Below are 23277 nucleotides of genomic sequence, written 5' to 3'. Positions count from 1 at the left end.
TTTAATTTTTACTTCTTAGGCAAATGCTTTATAATCTGACCTTCGAGCTGTATTGATTTCTGCTTGGCATCATAGCCCAAAATCTTGCCGTACACTTCTATATAGTTTTTAGGCTCTAATGTTACAGTAACATTAACTATTAAATCAGCAACGCCTGCAATGTTCTTGTCGGCTGTGTCATAAATCAAAAGTCTTGCTTTTTTCTTTGGTATACCGTCTATATTGGTTTGACTTACAGTGTTTACATCAGCTTTCCATTTCACATAACCGCCATTGTATAAGTCATAATTTTCAACTACTGTAAGATAGTTAGGACTTTCTCTAAAAATATTATAATCCGGTGCTATTACAAATTCTTTAAGCACTCTGAATCTCTCTTTTAAATATTCGTTTATGTCGCTTTTCAATGCACCATTAATTATCATAACAGCTTCATTAACAGAGGCGCTTCTCATATTGTTTTTAGCCTTGTCAAACATCTCAGCTACTTCACGCGGTGAGTATGTGGGACTCTTCGCACTCTCTGGAATCTTTCCGTCTTCTAACCCTTCAAATAAGTAAACATTCTCAAGTTTTTCTCTTAATTCTTTTTGCTCTTTATCAAGAAGTACATATCTTATTTTAGGGTAAACTCTGTCTATTGTTATGTATGATAAAAATGTGAGTATAAATGCTATAGGTATTAGAACTATAAATCTTGACATTGATAATTTTTTCTTGCCAAGTAAATATGCTCTAGGATTTATCTCATCGCCTCTTGCATTGTTGGTTAAAAATCTTATTCTTTCTATATTGTCTCTTGCAATTTTATTTTCAGGCTCTAAATCTAATATTCTGAAATACTCTCTCAAAGCATTTTCTCTGTGTCCATTATGTAAACTTACATATGCCTTTGCAAGCATAGCATTAAAACAAAAACCATCCTCTCTAAGTGCCTTTCTTGATAATTCTTCAGCACCATAAAAATCTTTTAAAAATATATCAGCAAAAGAAAGCATAGCAAGAGCTTCTGCATCATGCAATATTTTACTTCTGTTACTAAGAAGAAAGTCTTTTGCTTTTTTATATTTTTTTTTCTTTATGAGAGTATATGCTTTGTCAGCTATTTTGCTTTTCATAGTATATATTATAGTCCTAGTATTAAAGTGTTAACATAATTATCGATATTATGATAACTTTTATTAGCATTTTTTTATTATGTAAACTTTTTTCCTCTAATTTACACTTTATAGTACTAAAAAGTTTATTTTTTTATTGACAAAAACACAATATAATATATTTTATTGCAAAATTAATTGCGGGATAAAATTATGAGATTTTTTGGTATTTTCACAAGAATAATTATAATTTTAATAATTTCTATAATAATATTTTCATGCAGTAAGAATGAAAGTAAATCACAAAATTCATCATTGGTTATATACTCACCATCATCAAGAGATTTTATTGATCCACTAATAGAAGATTTCAAAAGTAAGAATCCAAATATAGATGTAGAAGTAATAATCGCAGGTACAGGTGAATTAATAAAAAGAATAGAAACAGAAAAAAATGATCCTTTATGCGATGTTTTAATGGCAGCCAATATTAATTTGGTAAAGAATAATCAGGATTTATTTGAAAATTACACAACAACAAATGAAAACGAAATATTAGACAGCTATAAAAATGTAGAAGGTACAATGACTAGATTTATGATTAGCCCAAGCGTATTAATAGTCAATACTAACCTTGTTGGAAATATAAATATAGAAGGCTACTCTGATTTGACTAATGAGCAATTAAAAGGAAAAATAGCATTTAATGATCCATCTACATCTTCATCATCTTTTAAGCATTTAGTTACTATATTGTACACAATGGGAAAAGATGATATTAATAAAGGCTGGGAATATATTGATAAATTATGCGACAATTTAGACGGAAAATTACTCACAGGATCATCAGCAGTATATAAAGGTGTAGCTGACAATGAATACACTGTTGGACTTACATTTGAGAATGCTGCTGCAAATTACGCTGCTTCAGGTTCTCCTGTAAAATTAGTATATATGAAAGAAGGCGTTATAATGGAGCCTGCTGGAATATATATAATCAAAAATGCTAAAAATATGGAAAATGCTAAAAAGTTTTTGGATTATATGACTAGCTTTGATACTCAAAAGAAAATGAATGATGAACTTAATGCAAGAGCTGTAAGAAAAGATTTAGGATCATCCCCTATACTAGTTGATATAAAAAATATAAATGCTATCACTTCAAATGAAGAATTGGAATATATAGATAATTTCGTAAAAGAAAATCAAGAAGCTTGGCTTGAAAAATTTAAAAATATAATTACGGATAAATTATAAAAAAGGAAAATTATGAAAAAAATTATTATTTCATTTTTAATATTATCTGCATTGTTAATTTCTTCATGTTCAAAAAAAGAAAATACAAACAATAAACTTGTAATATATACACCGGCATCAAGAACTCTATTAGATCCATTAATTGAGGATTTTAAACAAAAAAATCCAGATATAGATAATATAGAAATCATTATGGCTGGAAGCGGAGAACTTATAAAAAGAATAGAAGCAGAAAAAGATAATACATTATGTGATGTTCTTATGACAGTTAATGTTGATTTTATGAAAGAAAATACAAACTTATTTGCAAATTACATATCCACAAATGAAGAATATATACATGATGATTTTAAAAATATTGAAGGTTCTATAACTAGATTTATGCTTAGTCCAAGCGTGTTAATAGTTAATACTAATCTTATATGTAATATAAATATAGAAGGATATACTGATCTAACTAATGAAAAATTAAAAGGAAAAATAGCATTTAATGATGCTTCTAGCTCATCATCAGCATTCGAACATTTAGTGAATATGCTTTATACTATGGGAGAAGGAAATATAGAAAATGGATGGGAATATATAGAAAAATTATACTCAAATTTGGACAATAAAATTTTAGATAGTTCTTCTGCCGTATATAAAGGCGTTGCTGACGGAGAACATTCTGTCGGATTAACTTATGAAAATGCTGCTGCTGATTATGTATCTTCAGGTGCTCCTGTACAAATAGTATATATGAAAGAAGGCGTTATAATGAAAGCTAATGGAGCTTGCATAGTAAAAAATGCTAAAAACATAGAAAATGCTAAAAAATTTATAGATTATATTACAAGTTTTGAAGCACAGAAAAAAATGAATGATGAATTAAATGCAAGGGCAATTAGAAAAGATTTACCTAAATCTAATATTTTAATAGATATAAATGAGATAAATGCAGTAACAGATAGTGCAGAATTAGATAAAATATCAAAAGAATCTTCAAATAATAAAGAAATTTGGTTAGAAAAATTAAAAGATATTATAATATCTAAACAATAAAAATAAAAACGAGGATAAAAATATGAAAAATACCATTAAATTATTTTTAGTATCTTTATTGATAGTAATATCAATTCTTTCATGCTCTAGCAAAAAAGAAGAAAATGTTAATAGTCTGGTAATATACACACCGGCAACTAGATTTTTCATTGACAGGCTTGTAGAAGAGTTCAACAAAAAAAATCCTGATATAAATGTAGAAATAATAATAGCCGGTACTGCTGAAATAATAAAAAGAATAGAAGCTGAAAAAAATGATCCTCTAGGAGATATATTTTTTGCTGCTAATGAAAATATATTAAAATATAATTCAGAGCTTTTCCAAGAATACGTTACAACAAATTATGATAACATATACGAAGATTACAGAAGTAAAGAAAAATACATAACAGGCTTTATGCTTAGCCCAAGCGTATTGATAATAAATACAAATTTAATAAAAGATATAAAAGTAGAAGGATATGCTGATTTGCTTAATCCGGCTTTAAAAGGACAAATAGCTTTTAATGACCCTACTACTTCATCATCATCTTTTGAACAATTAGTAAATATGCTTTATGCTATGGGTAATGGAAACCCTGAAAACGGCTGGGATTATGTAGAAAAATTATATGCTAATTTAGACGGCAAACTTTTAAGCAGTTCTTCTGCTGTATATAAAGGTGTAGCTGACAATGAATATGCTGTTGGACTTACATTTGAAAGTGCCGCTGCCAACTATATACATACCGGATCTCCTATAGATGTTATATATATGAAAGAAGGTGTACTAACTAAAGCACATTCTATGGCTATAATAAAAGATGCCAAAAACTTAGAAAATGCTAAAAAGTTTGTAGATTTTGTAACAAGCTATGATGCACAAAAAATTATCAATGACGAATTATTCACAAGAGCAATAATAAAGAATTTAGACGGTTCTCAAATACTTATGCCTCTTGAAAAGATCAATGATATAAAAGAAGATGAAGAAATGGTTGATAAAAATAAAGAAGCTTGGCTTGAAAAATTTAAAAATATAGTTACAGCAGGCATTTAAAAATATTTATATATTTTCTTACTAAAGTCATACTGATAAAAAGATATTATCAGCATTGAAAAGAGAAAATAATTATGAAAGATAAAATAATAACTATATTAAAAAAAATGGACTTTTGGACATATGTTACTATAATAATAACATTTGTTTTTACTTTATTTTTAGTTTATCCATTGTTCTCATTATTTTTAAGTAGTTTTAAAGATATAAAAACAGATGCTTGGACATTAAATAATTTTATAAGGTTCTTCACTAAAAAATATTATTACAGCACTTTAATAAATAGTTTTGTAGTAACTACTTCTGTAACTATACTTGCTGTATTAATAGGAACACCTTTAGCATATTGCATGAAAATGTATAATCTTAAAGGTAAAAGAATCATAGAAATTCTAATAATTATATCTATGATGTCTCCTGCATTCATAGGTGCTTATTCATGGATACTGCTTCTTGGAAGAAACGGAGTTATTACCAGATTTTTTTCATATATAGGTATTAATATACCAACTATATATGGTTTTGACGGCATACTTTTAGTTTTTTCTTTGAAGCTATATCCATTTATATTTATGTATGTTTATGGAGCTTTAGGAAAAATTGATAATATATTTTTAGAGGCTTCTGAAAATCTAGGTGCTTCTAGTTTTATGAGAAATATGACTGTAACTATACCATTAATAAAACCCACTATAGTTTCAGCAGGACTCATTGTATTTATGAATGCATTGGCAGATTTCGGTACTCCTATGCTTATAGGCGAAGGATATAGAACTATGCCTACTATGATATATTCAGAGTTCATAAGCGAAGTAGGAAGCAATGCCAACTTTTCCGCTTCAATGTCCGTTATAATGGTAATAATTACAACTATAATGTTTATTTCACAAAAATATATTGTAAATAAAAGATCTTATGCTATGAACGCTATGAACAGCATAAAATCAAAAGATATAAAAGGTATAAAATCTATATTGATTCATAGCATAATATATATTTTAGTTTTGGTTTCTATACTTCCTCAAATTACAGTTATATATACTTCATTTTTAAAGACAAATAGATCAGTTTTTACTAGTCAATTTTCTTTTGAAAGCTATGAAACAATATTCCGTTCTCTAGCCTCTTCAATAAAAAATACATATATATACGGAATAATCACAATAGCAATAATAATAATCGTAGGAATGCTCACCGCATATATAACAATCAGAAGAAAAAATATATTAACTGGCATAATAGATATAGTATCAATGTTTCCATATATAATACCCGGTTCTGTACTTGGAATAACATTTTTAACAGCATTCAATAAACCTCCTATAATACTGACGGGAAGCTCTATAATAATTATTATATCATTGGTGATAAGAAGGCTTCCTTATACTTTAAGATCAAGCTCGGCTATACTCTATCAAATAGATAAGAATGTAGATGAGGCCTCTATAAGTCTTGGAGCTTCAGAAATAAAAACATTTTTTTATATAACAGCAAGATTAATGCTTTCAGGCGTATTATCAGGAGCTATATTAAGCTGGATAACTGTTATTAATGAATTAAGCTCATCTGTTATTCTTTATACAACAAAATCAAGAACTATGTCTGTGGCTATTTATCAGGAAGTTATAAGGGCTAGTTATGGAACGGCTGCTGCTCTTTCTACAATACTTACTTTAACTACTATTATATCGCTTATTATATTCTTTAAAATAAGCAATAAGAAAGAAATAACTCTATAATTATATAACATGCTATAATAACTATATAACATGCTATTTATTTGTATTATATGTAAAATAAAAATAAGTATTTTTTAAATTTATATTATTTATTTTTTTAATATTTTAAAAATTTATATTGACAAAAACTATATATAGTATACTATACATTATAGATTGTTTTTATTTTTTATCATATGTTTTCTTAAAAAGCCTACCATAGTAAACCCCATTTATTATATGGTAGGTATTTTTATTGCTCATTTTTTATCACTTATTAATGCTAAGTAAAAACTCCCTAGCAACAAATACACTGAACACTATAAGTATAGCAGCACTTATTCCAGCACTTATATATGGATTGATTCCGAATAATAATGATATTATAGCTGTTGTAACTATTGAAAGCACTATAATAATTAATTCAAATACAATAAGAAGAAATATACTCTTTTTATTTATATGTTTCTTTTCCACAGGTTTCTTGTATGGTATTGGTTTTCTCATAAATTACCTTCCGTTTATTAAATTTTAATAATTTGTATCTATATCTAAAGAAGCTCTGGATATCCAAGTTTCATCTTTTCCATTTACTTCAACTTTTAAATATCCTTCTTCTGTTATCCCTTTTACATCAGCATATATTTCAGCATTATCTTTTATAGCCTTTATAGTTTTACCTATCATTTTGCTATACTCTTTGAAATACTCTGATAATTTTTTACTTCCCGTATAAACATCTTCAAAATAATGAATTAAATCTTTATAAAAATCACTTAATTCTATTTTTTTGCCTGTTTCAATATAAAGTGAAGTAGCTTTATTTCTTATGCTCAAATCAAAATCTTCAATGCTTTGATATAAATTAACTCCTGTTCCTATAATGCATGCATTTATATCTTCAATAGGCGTAACTTGTATAAGAGTTCCTGATATTTTTTTACTTCCAACCAAAACATCATTAGGCCATTTAACATGGGCATCAACATTATATTTTTCTCTTAAACATTTGCTTAATGCTATGCCTGGCAGGAAACTTAAAGCCTCTTTTTTATATGGAGAATAAACTAAAACACTAAACCATAATCCTAAATTATTATTAGATTCCCATTTATTGCCATAGCTACCCTTTCCAGATGTCTGCACCAAAGCTATATATACAGTACCTTCTTCTAATTTTACCCCACTATTCAAATCTTCTATCATTTTTTTATTTGTACTTTCTAATGATTCAAATAATAAAGTATTTTGTCCGTATATCTTAGTATTTAAATTTTCTGTAAATATGTTAACTTTCATCTTTTTATTATACCTAAACAATTATATTTTGTCAAAAATTATTTTCTTATTTTTATTATTTGTGGGGACTAGCCCCCACTCCCCCACTTCTTTTGCGACCGTAGGGAGTGCCTGTGGTATTGGCACAAAGAACCAAAAAGACTGTATTTTTACTCTAAATTTAAGTGATATCCTAGATTTAATAAATATTTTTTAAATATAAAATTCTAGCAATCACATTTTCACAAAGCGTGTCTGAAACCGAAGTAAATAACCTTTAGGAGGCATCAACTTTAGCAAAGCCTGCAGAGCTTGTGCCGCAAAAAAAGTTGATAATTACATACAAAGTGAATCAGTTTAGAAATTCAAAAATTTTCAATATATATAATTAAATAATCATTATATCAATATTATGATAACTATATTTTAATATTTATTTATTGACTTTTATCTAATATTAAAGTAGTATATTACGCGATAATACTATTAACAGTTATTAATCAATTAAAAAAAGAGGTTATAAAATGAAAAAAATACTAATATTAATAATGATTATCTCTTCAATGATCTTTGTATCATGCGGTAATTCATCAAAAACATCTGAAACTGAAAACAAAAAAATATATGTCGGAATAGATGTTGATTTTCCGCCTTTCGGATATTTGGACAGTGATGGAAAAATAGGCGGTTTTGATTATGATATAATGAGCGAAGTTGCTAAATTATCAGGTTTGAATGTAGAGTTTACTCATATGCAGTTTAACGGACTTTTGCCTGCACTTCAAGCTAAAAAATTAGATGCCATAATAGCAAGTATGACTGTTACAGAAGAAAGAAAACAGTTCGTTAATTTCTCAGAGCCTTATTATGTATCAAGTCAGGTTATGCTAGTTCATAAAGATGATGATACTATAAAAACATTCGATGATTTAGTAGGAAAAAATATCGGTGTTGTTATAGGTACAACAGGTGATACTATAATGAGTGAAAAAGAAGGTGTAAATAATGAAAAATTTGATACAGGTGCTGCTGCTGTACTTGCATTGAAAGAAAAGAAAATATCAGCTGTTGTATTTGATAAAGAACCTTGTAAAAGTTTTGCTAAATATAATGATGATATAAAATTAATAGAAAGCGATGCTGTAGAAGAAAATTATGCCATTGCTTTAAGAAAAGAAGATACTGCACTTTTAGAAAAAATAAATGCAGGACTTTCTCAAATAATGACAAATGGTACTTATGAAAAATTAATAGAAAAGAATTTCCAATAATTAGAAATAATATATATAATTAATAAATATTTTATCTATGTAAGTTAATTTAATTAATTTGCATAGATATTTTTTTATTATAATTTTTTGATTAGAATTTTATTAGAACTTTTATATTATGACAATATATGAAGCAAAAAATAAAGATGATGAATTAATATATAAACTGTATATACCTAAACAAGTATATTTTGTGAATTTTTGATTATTTTTGAATCTAATTATAACTTATAAATAATATAAAATATTAAAACATAGTCGTAAAATATGTTTTAAAGGTAATATAAAACCACATATTTGTACAATAATAAGCAATCAGCCGCACGTATAGTTTACTATCCATAATGATTTGCTGTACCGTGCGGAAAGCCTCTATGGCAAATAGTTGACAAACTTAAAAATTTTTAGTATATATAATTAATAAATATTTTATCTATGTAAGTTAATTTAATTAATTTGCATAGATATTTTTTTATTAGATTTTTTTGATTAGAATTTTATTAGAACTTTTATATTATGACAATATATGAAGCAAAAAATAAAGATGATGAATTAATAGATAAACTTTATATAATATGGGAAAAATCTGTAAGAGCAACTCATTTATTTCTTAAAGAAGATGATATTATAAATATATCCAAATACGTTAAAAAATATTTAATAGAGATAAATCATTTAATAATTGCAGAAATAGAAAATAATATTGTTGGTTTTATGGGCATAGAAAATAAAAAATTAGAAATGCTTTTTCTAGATCATGAAGTTATAGGAAATGGCATAGGCAGAAAATTAATACAATATGCTGCTTACAATTATAATATCGAAGAAGTATCAGTCAATGAACAAAATACAAATGCATACAATTTTTATAAGCATATAGGTTTTGAAGATTATAAAAGATATGAATACGATGATCTAGGAAATAATTTTCCTATTATTTATATGAAATTAAAAAATCTATAATAAAATAAAAACTCCCCAGTATTCTAAAAATATCGGGGAGTTTTATGCATCACAGCAAAATATTTTTTACTGTAATGTTACAACATAATTCCATTGAGGAACAGGATATCTTCCTGTTTTTCCAACTGATCTGCCATTAGCATCTGTAATTTCTGCTTCGGCATATAATAAGTATCTTCCTTTAGGCAAGTACTTTCCGCCTGCAGAAGTTCTTCCTGCGAAGTAGAATTGTGTTTGAGCCTGTCCGTCCAATACATATATTTTAGGCAAATAGAATACTAAATCTCTGCTTAATATATTATAATTGTTATCTACTCTTCTAGCATATACTCTTATTTTAGCATATTTTCCTTCAGCAGGAGATTTTACTGCTAAAGTTATTAAAACAGGGTTAGTTCTAGTAGCAACGAATCTATCATTATAATTGATGATAAATGAGCTTATTCTAACATTTGTTTCTGTAGAAGACATTGTATTCATCATATTATCATTAGGTCTAAGAGTATTAGAACTTGTTACCAAAACTGTATTATCAGTATTATAAGTATAAGCTGAACTGCTGTTATTTGGTTTAGAAACAGGAGGTTTTATATCTGGTATATCGAGATTATTTCCTGCCTCATATAATCCGTTATCTGTAAGATTTATAGAAGAATCTTTATTTGTTGATTTTGTATTTGTATTATTATCTGTTAATATGGTGTTATTTGTAGCTAAGAAATCTTTTTCTTCAGGAGTTATATCCTCGCCGAATATATCATCTGTTGTTAAAGTATCTTCAGGCATATCATTTGTATCGGCTGCACCGAAATCTAAAATAGGTATATTATTGCTGCTCAATATGCTCTTAGTAATAAAGAAACCTGCAACTAAAATTACAAGTAATATTACTATTATAATTATAGGTTTTAATTTTGCTTTCATTTCGTTAGACATAAATTCCCATCCATGATTATATTTTATTATATTAATTTTTCGGTAAAAATATAAATTGTTTAATAAAAAAATATAATTATAAAATGAAAATTATTTAATCCCATAAGAAACTTTTCAATTCTTTAGATAAATTAAGTCCTGCAAGTTTCTTTATGGCTTTTATCTGAATCTGTCTTACTCTTTCTCTTGTAATATTTAATTCTTTTCCAGTATCTTCAAGAGTTTTAGCCTCTTTTCCATATAATCCGTATCTTGATATGATAACTGTTCTCTCTTTTTCATCCAAACATTTAAGAGCTTCTGTTAAAGTATCTCTCAAACTATCCATAAATGCCTTTTGATGAGGAGATGGGAAATTTTTATCTTCTATTATAGAAGTCATATCATTATTATCAGAATTTCTGAAAAAAGAGTCAACACTAGCAGTATCCTGAGTAAATATCATAATATAAGATAAAGTTTTTCTATCTATTTTCATTTCTTTAGATATTTCATCTATTGTAGGTTCTCTGCCTAATTTCTGAGTAAGTGTTTTTGATGTTTGTATACTCTTTTTTATAAGTCTTGCTATATGCATAGGGAATCTTATAATATGTCTTTTACTTGATATTTCTTTAACTATACTCTGTTTTATCCACCAAACACCATAAGTAGAAAATTTGAATCCTTTTTTATATTCAAATCTTTTAACAGCCTCTATAAGTCCTATATTTCCTTCATCTATGATATCAATAAAAGGTACTCCGCTGTTATAATATCTCTTGGCTATACTTATAACAAGCCTTAAATTAGATTTTACAAGCTTATGCTGTATAGAATCTATTTCTTTATCTATCTCTTCTATTTTCTTTAAAGACTCTTCATCATCATTATTTTCTAATGCTGCTCTATTTTCCCGGCAAACTTCAAGGCGCTGCCATAAATCAAGTTCTTCTTCTTTAGTGAGTCTTCTTATTTCACCTATTTGCTTTAAATATACGCTAACAGGTCCCTTATACTCTTGATTAATATCTTTTTTTAACAATTACTTTCCCTAAAACAAAAAAACATTACTATTAGGATATAAGATTTTTATAAATTGTCAAGTATATAATAAATATTTAATTATAAAGGACAATCAAATATATAAGCGCCTCTTACTTTTTCTAAATATCTAATGAATATATAGAAAATTACAGGGTCTATCTTTATATTATATCCTAAAAAATTCTCATACATATAAGAAATTACTTCATTAGCAATATTTCCTGCCCCGCTCTTAGAAACTTTCATATATAAACTATCATAAGAATCCACTATTTCTAATGCTTTAGCAGGAAAATATGATAATGCAGTTAAATTCTCAATATCATTTGAATCATAAGTTAATATATTTTCTATATTATTATAAGTCTTATTTGCAAACTGCTTATTATACATATTTGTAAATATACCATATCCATGTCCATAATATTCATGATGAAGTCCTACTGTAGCATAAGTATATTCATTCTGCGCCATACAGTATTTAAGCAAATTGAACCCTAATACGGCATGATTATCTCCTTCATTATTACTAACAATAGGAATATTATGAAGTACATCAACAAGTGCTATATCATGCCAAAAAGCTGCTCTTGCATAATATTTTATTTCATTTTGTTCTATTTTTCTAAATCCTACTTTTGATATATCCTCTATACTATCAGCCTTAGTAAGTAAATTATATTTTTTTCCTATTTCATTATAGTATGAATAATATTTCTTTTTATAATCTACTCTTAATTTAGAAGCAACACCTCTAGATATTTCCTCATTATAATAATATAAAAACTCAACCATCATAACAAATACTCTATTACTATGGCATATTACATTATCATCTGTAAATGATGAAATGCTGCGAAATATAGAAATATCAGTGTATTCCTTCTCTAACAAGTTAACTATAGTTCCTATAATATCAGCAAAAAGCAAATCATCTTTCTTAACATTTTGATAATTTTTCAAATCAGATATATTATTTTGCTTTATATAATTCAAATGGTATATTAAATTTAATCTTTCTATAATACCTATATCTGTTAAAATATTTCCTATTAGTTTTACCAATTCCAAATCTATTTTATTTTGTGTTGTAAATAATCTTAATTTATTAAATAATCCTTTTAAATAATCTATTCTCTCTATATTTCTTATAGATATCAATTCATTAAAATGAGTGTCATAATAGTCTTTATCATTTTCAAATTTACAGTTTTTATACAGTGAATAAAAAATATTAATATCATGTATATCAGCATGCTGTTTATTTAAATCTATAGTTACCTGTTTGCCAATTATTGAAATCAATGATTTATCTACATATATTGAAGATTTCTTAATATATTCTGATCCCTCTAAAGGAAACAAAACATCTTCTATCTTTTCATAAGGTATAACACTCAATATACCATCTTTATTAATGATAATAATATCAAGATGCATATCTTTTATGCTGTCGATATTACTCTTTACTTGCTGCCAATCTATTAAAGAATATTTTTTTAAATCTACTATCATATAACATTCCATTAACAAATTATACCTGCTAATATTTTATACCATTTTACATTAATTTCTAGTTAATTTTCATTTTTTTAATTAATTATTTTTATTGATATTTATAAAATTTTTGTTATATTTACAATATAGTATTAAATTATCTAAAATGAACAGAGTATTAACCGCTACATTATTATTTATTCTTATATGTATGGTTTTATTTCCATACAATGATATGCTTCCTGAAAAGTCAGTTAACTTCATAAACGATTATTTTAATTATGATGATATCATAAATATATATAAAACAAGCGAATTTTATGAAGTAATATTTAATGATGATATAGTAATACATTTTGATTTAGAGGGATATTGGCAGGAGGTAAGCGGAAATTCATATCCAATACCAGTAAACTTTATAGATAAAAAAGTATTAAATACTGTAAAAAAAACGAATCCTAATGCAGCAATTATAAATATAAAGAAAAGATGGAATATGTATGTAATAAGTTTAGATAATTATATAAATGTATTCATAGATTTTGCAGGAATGCTAATAGGTCAAAAAGTACCAGATTAATTTGAAGGGGGATATATGATAAAAAAAACAATACTTTTATTTTTTATTGCAGTGATTACTGTATATGCTGATGATATGTATATAGCACCTAATCAGCTTCCAAATAATATACTGCAATTTATAAATGCTTTCTTTCCAACTTCTTCTATAATGTATGCCGAAATGGATAGAAAAAAATATGAAATTGCCTTAGATAACGGCGTTGAAATGGAATTCTTCAGAAATGGAGAATTAAAAGAAATAGATGGAAATTATACGGCATTGCCTTCAAATATACTGCCTCAGCCTGTAGCAAATACTGTTTCAAAAACTTATCCTAATACCGTAATAACAAAAATAAAAAAGAAATGGAATCTATATGAAGTAAAACTTAATAATATGATGGAACTTTATATAGATGCAAGCAATGGTCAGCTTTTGGGACAGAAATTCGATGACTAAAAATAAATATAGATAAAAAATATATTATATTTTAATCTAATTTGTTTTTTAATCAAAATACACTCCCCACCCTGTAGTTTTGATGCTTTATATACATATTTTAAAATTCATTTCTTTTTTCAATGTACTAATAAAAGCATGCCCGCCCAAGTTTTGTTTAGGTATAAAAATTTAAATAAAAAAGGACTGCATTTTTAATACAGCCCTTTTAATAATTTTTATCGTTATTTATGTTAATTAAACTATATTAAGAATCATTATTTAAGCATTAATTTACTCATTCTGCTAGCAAATAATTTAGGATCTTCAAGAGGAAGTCCTTCAAGTATACAAGCTTCATCATAAAGAAGCTCGCTGTATTCTTTAAATGTTTCTGAAACTTTATTAGCCTGATATTCTTTTTCCATAGCTTTGAAAACATCATGAGAAGTATTAATCTCTAATACTCTTTCAGGCTTCATTCCAAACATATTATTGCCTGTTTCAGCAAGAACTTTAGCCATATTAAAGCTGATAGAATCTTCTTTATTAGATAAACATACAACACTTTCTTTAAGTCTGTTAGTTTCTCTTACCTCAGCAACTCTATCTGCACCTAATACATCTTTTATAGCATTGAGTATTTCTTTGTTAGCAGATTCTTTATTTTCATCTTTATTTTCAGAATCATTATTATCAGCCTGAAGTATAGAATGAAGTTTAGTACCGTCAAACTCTTTCATCATAGTAATCATAAATTCATCTACTCTGTCAGTGAAATAAAGAACTTCATATCCTTTATCTTTCATACCTTCCATATGAGGAAGTTTTTCTATAGCAGATTTATCCTTAGCAGCAGCATAATATATATACTCCTGACCTTCTTTCATTCTTGATTTATACTCTGCTAATGTTGTATATTCATCATCAGCCGTATTTGAAGATTGGAATAATAAAAGATTAGCCAATTTATCTTTTTTGCTGAAATCTGAATATATTCCTATTTTTATAGATTCGCCGAACTCTTTAAAGAATTTCTCATATCTCTTTCTGTCATTTTTAAGTATATTTTCTAAAGTATCTAAAATTTTCTTTTCAACATTAGAAGCTATTCTTTTTAATTGAGTGCTATGCTGTAAAATCTCTCTTGAAATATTAAGTGAGAAATCAGGAGAATCAACCAAACCTCTAACAAATTTTAAATATTCAGGAAGCAAATCTTTACATTTACTCATTATAAATACATTTCTAGAATAAAGCTCTAATCCTCTTTCAAAATCCGGATGCAAGAAATTGAAAGGAGCTCTTGAAGGTATGAATAAAAGTGCTGTATATTCTATAGTACCTTCAGCCTTTGTATGTATAACTTCAAAAGGTTCTGCATAATCATGGAAATGCTCTTTATAAAACTCATTATACTCTTCAGGCTTAACATCGCTTTTTGACTTCTGCCAAATACTAATCATAGAGTTAATAGTTTTTTCTTCGTATTGCTGAACTTCTTTTTCATCCTTTTTAGGTATAGGCATATCCATAACTATAGGATAATGAACATAGTTTGAATATTTATGTATTAAACTCTCTAAAGTGTATCTGTTGCAGTAATCATCATCAACAAAACCATCTTCTTCTAATTTTTCATCTTTTCCTTTTAGCTTTAATGTTATAGTAGTTCCTCTGTCTTGTTTATCAATATCTTCTATAGAATAAGAACCATCTCCATTACTTTCCCAGCGAACGCCTTTTTCACTATCAACATGTTTTGTTTCTATTACAATATCATCAGCAACCATAAAAGCAGAATAAAAACCTACACCGAATTGTCCTATTAAATCTATTCCGCTTTCTTTTGATGCCTCTTTATCCTTTTGTATTCTTTCCAAAAATGCTTTAGTACCGCTTCTTGCTATAGAACCTATATTATTAATAACGTCCTCTCTTGTCATACCGATTCCGTTATCTTTTATAGTTAATGTTCTATTCTGCTCATCTACTTCTATTTTTATTCTTAAATTATCTATATCAGTGTATTTATCTGTATTTGTTATAGATTCGAATCTTGCTTTATCCAATGCATCGCTTGCATTTGATATAAGCTCTCTTAAAAATATTTCTTTATGAGTGTATATAGAATGCACCATTAAATTTAATATTTGTTTAGTTTCGGCTTCAAAATTTAGTATTTGTTTTTCTGCCATAATATAAACTCCTTCATTTATAAAAAATTCTTTATAGGTTAAAGATTAAATATAAAAGTATTAAAGTGAATATATAAAGTCTAAATATATAAAAGTTAAAAATCAAAAAAGTAAAAAGTTTGTGAATATTCTATAATTATAATAAAAATTTTAAAAAAAGCAAATATTTAATAAAATAATAATTAATAAAAAATTAAGATAAATTATATTATATATTAATATATGATATTGATTTTTTTATTTTATTATTTATTATATATAAACTATATAATGTCTTGTGGGTTATAAATGAAAGGTAATTTAGTAAAAGTATTAATATTCTTAGGAATAATTTTTATTTCCTATACGTTAATTGAATTTAGCATTTTATTATCTATAATAGTATTTATAGTATCCTCAATTGTATTTATTACAATAATTTCTGAAACAAAAAAATATAGTGCTAAAAATGTTTTATTAGAAATTTTGGCATATTTAGTTGTGCTTATTATATCATACAGAATAAGTCAATCTAATGTGTGGTTTGGTATAATATTTTTTGTGGCATTATCATTTGTATTCTTAGTAATGGTACTACACATAAATGAGGAATATTATAAAATGAAAGAAAAAAAATATTCTTCAAAATTTTCCGATGTATTAGATGATTCATATTACAAAGGTTTTGATATAGGAACAGAAAAAGATTATAAAGATAAAGATGAGGCTGCTTCAAGATTCAGAAAAATAAAAAAAGAGATAGATAAATTAAGGAAAAAAGAAATAGAATTAGAAAAAAGAGAAAAAGAACTTGAAGAAAAAGAGATAGACGCCTTAAATAAAGCTGCAGAAGCTGAAGCTATGAAAGAAAAATTAAAAGAAAAAGAGCAGAGAATAGAAGAAATGCTTGAAAAAATAAAAATGGAAGAGGAAGAAGAAACTAAAAAAGATAAAATAGCTGTTACAACTGCAATTAATATAGGCATAAAATTGGTTGAAAAATTCTTAAATAAACTAAAAGACCTAAATGAAAAATATTCTGAAGGTACTCATCTGCATTTTGCTGTCACTCTTTATGAGTTTGGAGAAATAGAGGAAGAATTAAAAAATAATTACAATATTGTAAAGAATAGTATTGAAGAATTTGGATATCCTTTTACTATATGGCTTGAAGAAATTGACAAATATATAAATCTTTATTCTGAAAATAGAGAATACTATGCATATGATAAAGCATACAAAAACTGTTTATTAGCATTAGCCTATTGTTATAGTTATGCTGTTATGATAGATATAATAAAGATACTTGGAAGCGGATCATCTTCAGAAGAAAGCAGAACAGAATATAAAGAAGAAAGTTCACATAGTGATATTCCAGACGAATTTAGAAACGAAGATGGAAGTTTGGTTAATTACTATCAAATTTTATGGGAAGATGAATATGTAGAATCAGAGTATGAAAAATATGTAGAATATACAAGAAAAGATATAGACAAGCAATACAAAAAAATGGCAAAAAAATATCATCCTGATAAGCATACAGATGATAAAGAAAAAGCTGAAGCTAAATTCAAAGAAATACAAAATGCAAAAGATATTTTGTTTGAATATAGAGATAGATATGATGAAATATATTTAGAATATTTTAGGAAAAAATATTCTTAAAATATAAATAATTTTAGGAGATTTATATGTCAGATAAAAAGAAATTAATTATACCAGAATTAAAAAAAGGAAATTTATCCATCAATACAAATAATAAATTAAAATCAGTAAATTTGAATAGGCCTAATATATCTAAAATTTTCGGTGAAGAAAACAGCATAAAAAAAGAAATAGAAAAAAGTACAGCATTTGATTTACTTTTAATAGGAGATCTTACAGGTTCTATGGAAATGTATAGAGAAGTATTAAAAAATAAATTCAAAGAAATTTCTAAAACTTTATTCAAATTAATAAATAATTTACGTATAGGAATAATATTTTATTTAGATCATGGAAGCGGAGATCCATATGTAACAAAAATACATGAACTTTCTAAAGATACAAATTCTTTATTTGATTTTATTAAAAACACTCCAAATGGACATGGAGGAGATGAAGATGAAGCGGTAGAAGATGCTTTAAATGATGCACTTAATATTAATTGGAATCAAAAAGGTATAAAATCTATAGTATTATTTGGAGATGCTAAACCTCATCAGCCTCACGAATGCCCTGAAAAACTTGATTATTTCAAAATAGTAGAAAAACTTTATAAAAATAAAATCACTGTTAATACTGTTTATTGTGCAGATATAGATGATGTAGAAAATTTATATAAAGCAGATATAGGAGATTTCAGTAAAAGAACAAATAATTTGAATAACGGAGAATTTTTTTCTTGGGCTGCAAACGTTACAGGCGGTATTGCTATTGGTATAAACAATATTGATGACATAGTAGATATAATACAGGCAATGGCGGCAAAAGATGCAGGAAAAATAGATGAATTAGAAAAAGAAGTAAAAAATAATACTGCATCAATAAAAATACCTGTACTTAAAAAAATAAAAGAGCAGTCTATAAAAATAGAAGAAAAGAAAAAAATTCTAGGTATATCAAACAAATAAATATAAATGTTTGATATGTAAAAAATTATTATAAGATATAGATTATTTATATAATTTTTATATACTATATATCATAATAAGATATTTGGGTAAAAAAATGTATACTATTTTAGAATTGATACTGCCTATATTTGTTTTAATAGCTTTCGGTAAAATATTAAAGCAGACTAATATAATAAGTAACGAAGGAATAAAAACTATAAAGAATTTAGCAGTGAATTTATTTCTTCCATTTACTTTTTTTAATATACTTATTCATGGCACATTCAATAAAGATTCTATAATATTAATAATAGCAGGATTTATAATAATATTTTCAGCGTATTTATTAGGATTCTTATTTAGACCATTATTCAGCGACGATATAAAAAAATATGTACCATATACTAATACCTGTATTGAAAGCGGAATGTTTGCATTGGCTATACTTAATATGATTATAGGCAAGGAAAATCTATTTCAAATAATACAAATAGATATGGTAAATAATATATTTGTATTCACTGTAGTTACAACAGGCTTGACTTTGATATCAGGCAAAAAGCAAACTACAAAGCAAGTAATAAACTCTATAATAAAAAGCCCAATAATAATAAGTCTTATATTAGGTATAATAGGAGCATTATTTAATTTAGGTGAAAAGATAGATAATTCAAATTTATCCGGCACTTACAATAGAATAATATCTTTTTTGACAGAGCCTTTATCTTCTATGATATTATTATGCATAGGAGCAGAACTTGAATTTGAAATTGATATATTAAAAAAGGCTATTAAATTATTCTTTGTAAGATTCGCTACAATGGCAGTATTGATATCTTTAAGCTTATTTGTTATATCTAAAATAATAAATGTTAATTTTATATTTGTTAAATCTATGATTATATATTTTCTATCACCATCACCTTTTATACTATTAATGTATACTAATGATGAAAAAGTTAATAAATTTTTATCAGGATTCTTATCATTACAAATAATAATGTCTTTAATATTCTGCATCATAGTAAGTTTTATACAATTTTAATATATTTATAGAATTATTAAAATAAAAATCTTTAAAAAGTTAGAATATACTAACAAAAGTATTGACAATTCTAAAAATATATGTTAGAATACTCTAACAATGAAAGAATATAGTTTTGATGAGTTAATTATAAATCACTGTGCCCCTGCTTTGTCAGGTATAAAGATAGCTAATATATTTACATACCAATACGGCTCTAAAGAGGAGGTTTACAAAAAAACAGCATCATACAATAAAATATTAAACAGCCGTAATATAAATGTATCTATAATAAAAGACTATGATAATAAGGTTATAGTTTATGTTTATAATAGAAAAAGGCTTGAAGAATATATTTTGAATGATGATGTTTTCTATTTTTTAGAGCTTTACGGATATGAAGCTAAAGATGTCTATAAGTGTATAGAACTGCTAAAATACAGAATGCAGAACAATAAAGATTTTCCTCATGAGATAGGAATATTTTTAGGCTATCCTCTTATGGACATATACGGCTTTATAAATAATTACGGTAAGAATAGCCTACATACAGGATATTGGAAAGTGTATCATAATAAAAATGAAGCTATAAAAACATTCAATAGATATAATGAATGCAGAAGTTTTTATATAAATACATTTTTAAACGGTAAGGGCATATTAGAAATAATGGACGATTACAAAATGTATATTCAAAATTAATAATTATTATATATATTGGAGGTAATAATATGAGTAATAAAATAGCAATAATATATTGGAGCGGTACAGGAAATACAGAAATTATGGCACAGAATGTACAGAAAGGTATTGAAAATGCCGGAGGAGAAGCTGATATTTTCCCTGTATCTAGTTTTGATACTGCAAATATAAATAACTATTCAAAAGTGGCTTTAGGATGTCCTGCTATGGGAGCCGAAGTTTTGGAAGAATCAGAATTTCAGCCTTTCTATGATTCTATAAGAGGAAGTTTATCAGGTAAAAAAGTAGCTTTATTCGGTTCTTATGATTGGGGTGATGGAGAATGGATGAGAATATGGCAAGATGATGTGAAAGATACAGGTGCTTCTTTGGTAAAAGATGGACTCATTACAAATCTTACTCCAGACGATGACGCCATTGATGAATGTAAGTCTTTGGGTGAAGCCCTATTGAAAGCATAAGTTTTAAATAAATCCTAAAACAAAAAAGAGGCATTAGCTTATAAAAAAGTTAATGCCTCTTAATTATTATTAATTAAGATTATAATATCCATTCTTATTTTTCTGATATATACTAAAAATTTTTAAGTTTGTCAATTTTTTTATTCAACTTTTTCCCGCCGCAAAAAGTGCAAGTATAAAATTAGTACTAAATCATACTAAAATTATCTTAAATGTAAGGTAATTCATAAAATTAAAGCCAAAATGCAGTCTTTCGCGAAGCGTATCCGAGCCTGTCGAGGATATAGGTTCTTTGTGCCAACAAAAGAACTGGGGTGCGGGGCAAAGCCCTGCAAATATTTTAAATTAAAAAAATTATTTTGACAAAATATATTTGTTTAGGTATATACTAAAAATTTTTAAGTTTCTAATTTTTTGTTTTCATTAATCAAATTTAGTTTTTATTACTTTTTAATTAAAATTGTAATACTCATAATATTTACCAATATCATTCATCATAACATTGTCATGATCAAAGAAATATTCAGGTGCTGACAATTCTCCTGTATTAGGATCTATCTTAAAAGTTCTTTCTGAAAAGTTAGTAAGATAAAAATTAACTGTATTATTCTTTTTTACTATATTAAATTTATAAAAATTAAGACAAGAATATTTTTTTGAATAACGATCTAATACAAATTCAAGCATATTGTTGCTCACTTCTGAAACTATATCACCTATCCAGTCAGCAGATATAGTATACGGATAAAAACCAGAAACAAAATTTGCTTTATTATTATTTAATTTCCATATACTTATATAAATATAATTCTCTTTATATTTTTTTTCATCAAAACTTTCATCATTAGTATTAAGAATATCTACACTAGAAATATAATATTTATTTCCGCTTATATCAATTATATTTGTAGCATGTACTCTGTAAGCATTTAAAATTTCCATAACATATTTATCTATATTACTGTAACTATTATTCTTTATATCAACTGAAGCGGTATCTGCCACTTTTATTTTTTTATCAGATTTTGTATTAGCAGCACATAATATCAGCATAACGATAGAAAGCATAAGTGCAAAAGTAAATTTATTCATTTTAAAATATCCTCCAAACTTACTTTTTCAATACAAGGTTTTCCAATAGATTCCAAAAATACGAAATTGATTTTATCATCGCTTCTTTTTTTATCGAGTTTAATTGAGTCTTTTAAATTCATGTTATCAGGTATTGATATTGGCAGAGAAAATTTACTTAATATATTTTTGGCTCTTTCTAATATATTTTTATCTTTTGTTATGCCTTTTCTAATACCATACTCTATAGCAAAAATCATACCTATAGAAACAGCCTCACCATGAAGCAATACACCATAACCAGCAGCATTCTCAACGCTATGCCCTATAGTATGTCCGAAGTTTAAAAACATTCTTTCTTTCTGCTCTTTATAATCTATTTCTACAATATGAGCCTTCAATTCGCAGTTTCTCTTTAATACAAAATCCATATCCAAATAAGTATTATTATGAACATGTGCCTCTATCAATTCCAAAAGTGCCTCATCAAATAAAAATGCATGCTTTATAACTTCAGCCATTCCTTCATTAAACTCCCTTTTAGGAAGGCTTAATAAAGTATCGCTGTCTATTATAACTAATTTAGGACTATGAAAAGCACCTACTAAATTCTTACCTTCTTTTATATTAATACCTGTCTTTCCTCCCACAGAAGAATCTACACAAGCAAGTAATGTAGTAGGAATCTGCACAAAATCAATACCCCTCATCCAAACAGCAGCAGCATATCCGGCCATATCTCCTATTACTCCGCCTCCCAATGCAATTATTATATCCTTACGGCTTAATTCATTCTTTGCTAATGCTGAAAATATATTATTAATGCTTTCTATATTCTTATTAGGCTCTCCATTTGGAAGAACACATACAGAAGTGATAATATCTTCTTTTTCCAAACTTTCTTTTACTATATTAGTATAAAGTTTATCTACTATATCATCTGTAACTATTAAGGCTCTTTTTCCTCTTAATATATTTTTTACTAATTTACCAGCGTCATTTATCAATCCTTTTTGAACTAAAATATCATAATTGATAATTGAATCATTTTTTATTTTTACTTTTACTTTGTTCATAGCATTAAAATCCATTATATTTTATATTTTTTTCATTATAAATCATTTT

Annotated in this window: 22 protein-coding genes; 13 read left to right on the top strand and 9 right to left on the bottom strand. The window is 26.3% G+C overall.

The genetic code is table 11. The annotated features are described in order from the left end of the window. Nucleotides 1–8: 8 nt before the first annotated feature. Complete coding sequence (locus Q0K19_RS02420; RefSeq protein ID WP_297245038.1) at nt 9–1118, bottom strand: hypothetical protein; 1110 nt, start codon at nt 1116–1118, stop codon at nt 9–11. A 192-nt stretch (nt 1119–1310) separates the two neighbouring features. Between Q0K19_RS02420 and Q0K19_RS02415 the strand changes: the two genes are divergently transcribed. The 4 genes from Q0K19_RS02415 to Q0K19_RS02400 all read left to right on the top strand — a co-directional run bounded on the left by Q0K19_RS02415 (nt 1311) and on the right by Q0K19_RS02400 (nt 6173). After that, nucleotides 1311–2354 (top strand): ABC transporter substrate-binding protein, encoded by a 1044-nt coding sequence (locus Q0K19_RS02415; RefSeq protein WP_297245037.1) that lies wholly within the window; start codon nt 1311–1313, stop codon nt 2352–2354. Nucleotides 2355–2366: 12 nt separating this feature from the next. Then, on the top strand, nt 2367–3395 hold the full coding sequence (locus Q0K19_RS02410) for an extracellular solute-binding protein (RefSeq protein ID WP_297245036.1): 1029 nt from the start codon (nt 2367–2369) through the stop codon (nt 3393–3395). Between the two features lie 22 nt (nt 3396–3417). Beyond that, complete coding sequence (locus tag Q0K19_RS02405; protein ID WP_297245035.1) at nt 3418–4434, top strand: extracellular solute-binding protein; 1017 nt, start codon at nt 3418–3420, stop codon at nt 4432–4434. Nucleotides 4435–4508: 74 nt separating this feature from the next. Continuing rightward, entirely contained in the window at nt 4509–6173 is a 1665-nt protein-coding gene (locus Q0K19_RS02400; protein ID WP_297245034.1) for an iron ABC transporter permease, read from the top strand. 249 nt (nt 6174–6422) lie between these two features. On the opposite strand, the gene Q0K19_RS02395 is transcribed toward Q0K19_RS02400, so the two are convergent. After that, entirely contained in the window at nt 6423–6659 is a 237-nt protein-coding gene (locus Q0K19_RS02395) for a hypothetical protein (RefSeq protein WP_297245033.1), read from the bottom strand. Between the two features lie 24 nt (nt 6660–6683). Next, entirely contained in the window at nt 6684–7451 is a 768-nt protein-coding gene (locus tag Q0K19_RS02390; RefSeq protein WP_297245032.1) for a biotin--[acetyl-CoA-carboxylase] ligase, read from the bottom strand. Between the two features lie 503 nt (nt 7452–7954). On the opposite strand from Q0K19_RS02390, the gene Q0K19_RS02385 reads away from it, so the two are divergent. Next, entirely contained in the window at nt 7955–8701 is a 747-nt protein-coding gene (locus Q0K19_RS02385) for a basic amino acid ABC transporter substrate-binding protein (RefSeq protein WP_297245031.1), read from the top strand. 516 nt (nt 8702–9217) lie between these two features. Continuing rightward, a complete protein-coding gene (locus tag Q0K19_RS02380; RefSeq protein ID WP_297245030.1) occupies nt 9218–9664 on the top strand; it encodes a GNAT family N-acetyltransferase in 447 nt (148 codons plus the stop codon). 66 nt (nt 9665–9730) lie between these two features. Here Q0K19_RS02380 and Q0K19_RS02375 read toward each other — a convergent pair whose 3' ends face one another. The 3 genes from Q0K19_RS02375 to Q0K19_RS02365 all read right to left on the bottom strand — a co-directional run bounded on the left by Q0K19_RS02375 (nt 9731) and on the right by Q0K19_RS02365 (nt 13141). Further along, nucleotides 9731–10600: a hypothetical protein gene (locus Q0K19_RS02375; RefSeq protein WP_297245029.1), complete on the bottom strand. Its 870-nt coding sequence runs from the start codon at nt 10598–10600 to the stop codon at nt 9731–9733. A gap of 94 nt (nt 10601–10694) precedes the next feature. Further along, entirely contained in the window at nt 10695–11624 is a 930-nt protein-coding gene (locus tag Q0K19_RS02370) for a sigma-70 family RNA polymerase sigma factor (protein ID WP_297245028.1), read from the bottom strand. 80 nt (nt 11625–11704) lie between these two features. Beyond that, entirely contained in the window at nt 11705–13141 is a 1437-nt protein-coding gene (locus Q0K19_RS02365) for a hypothetical protein (protein WP_297245027.1), read from the bottom strand. 148 nt (nt 13142–13289) lie between these two features. Here Q0K19_RS02365 and Q0K19_RS02360 point away from each other — a divergent pair, with 148 nt between their 5' ends. Together Q0K19_RS02360 and Q0K19_RS02355 are read left to right on the top strand one after the other, a co-directional pair. Beyond that, complete coding sequence (locus Q0K19_RS02360; RefSeq protein WP_297245026.1) at nt 13290–13703, top strand: PepSY-like domain-containing protein; 414 nt, start codon at nt 13290–13292, stop codon at nt 13701–13703. Between the two features lie 15 nt (nt 13704–13718). Beyond that, nucleotides 13719–14144: a PepSY-like domain-containing protein gene (locus Q0K19_RS02355; protein ID WP_297245025.1), complete on the top strand. Its 426-nt coding sequence runs from the start codon at nt 13719–13721 to the stop codon at nt 14142–14144. A 257-nt stretch (nt 14145–14401) separates the two neighbouring features. On the opposite strand, the gene htpG is transcribed toward Q0K19_RS02355, so the two are convergent. Continuing rightward, on the bottom strand, nt 14402–16321 hold the full coding sequence (htpG, locus tag Q0K19_RS02350; protein ID WP_297245024.1) for a molecular chaperone HtpG: 1920 nt from the start codon (nt 16319–16321) through the stop codon (nt 14402–14404). 288 nt (nt 16322–16609) lie between these two features. On the opposite strand from htpG, the gene Q0K19_RS02345 reads away from it, so the two are divergent. From Q0K19_RS02345 to Q0K19_RS02325, 5 genes are all read left to right on the top strand, one after another. Further along, nucleotides 16610–17965, top strand: a complete 1356-nt coding sequence (locus tag Q0K19_RS02345) for a DnaJ domain-containing protein (RefSeq protein WP_297245023.1) — start codon at nt 16610–16612, stop codon at nt 17963–17965. A 26-nt stretch (nt 17966–17991) separates the two neighbouring features. Then, nucleotides 17992–18912, top strand: coding sequence for a VWA domain-containing protein (locus tag Q0K19_RS02340; RefSeq protein ID WP_297245022.1), 921 nt, complete (start codon nt 17992–17994; stop codon nt 18910–18912). A 97-nt stretch (nt 18913–19009) separates the two neighbouring features. Further along, on the top strand, nt 19010–19939 hold the full coding sequence (locus tag Q0K19_RS02335) for an AEC family transporter (RefSeq protein ID WP_297245021.1): 930 nt from the start codon (nt 19010–19012) through the stop codon (nt 19937–19939). A 99-nt stretch (nt 19940–20038) separates the two neighbouring features. Beyond that, nucleotides 20039–20620, top strand: coding sequence for a DUF3793 family protein (locus Q0K19_RS02330; RefSeq protein WP_297245020.1), 582 nt, complete (start codon nt 20039–20041; stop codon nt 20618–20620). A 29-nt stretch (nt 20621–20649) separates the two neighbouring features. Continuing rightward, entirely contained in the window at nt 20650–21081 is a 432-nt protein-coding gene (locus tag Q0K19_RS02325; protein WP_297245019.1) for a flavodoxin, read from the top strand. A 450-nt stretch (nt 21082–21531) separates the two neighbouring features. Here the strand turns inward: Q0K19_RS02325 and Q0K19_RS02320 are convergent, their stop codons facing one another. Together Q0K19_RS02320 and aroB are read right to left on the bottom strand one after the other, a co-directional pair. Beyond that, the gene (locus tag Q0K19_RS02320) at nt 21532–22173 is read right to left on the bottom strand and encodes a hypothetical protein (protein ID WP_297245018.1); all 642 of its coding nucleotides are present in this window, start codon (nt 22171–22173) and stop codon (nt 21532–21534) included. Beyond that, nucleotides 22170–23228 carry a 3-dehydroquinate synthase gene (gene aroB, locus Q0K19_RS02315; protein ID WP_297245017.1) on the bottom strand — a complete coding sequence of 353 codons (1059 nt, stop codon included), beginning with the start codon at nt 23226–23228 and terminating at the stop codon, nt 22170–22172. Before aroB ends, Q0K19_RS02320 begins: the two co-directional genes overlap by 4 nt. Nucleotides 23229–23277: the final 49 nt, after the last annotated feature.

The sequence above is a fragment of the uncultured Brachyspira sp. genome (assembly GCF_944393015.1).
Lineage (GTDB): Bacteria > Spirochaetota > Brachyspiria > Brachyspirales > Brachyspiraceae > Brachyspira.
This window is presented reverse-complemented; position numbering and strand designations above follow the sequence as displayed.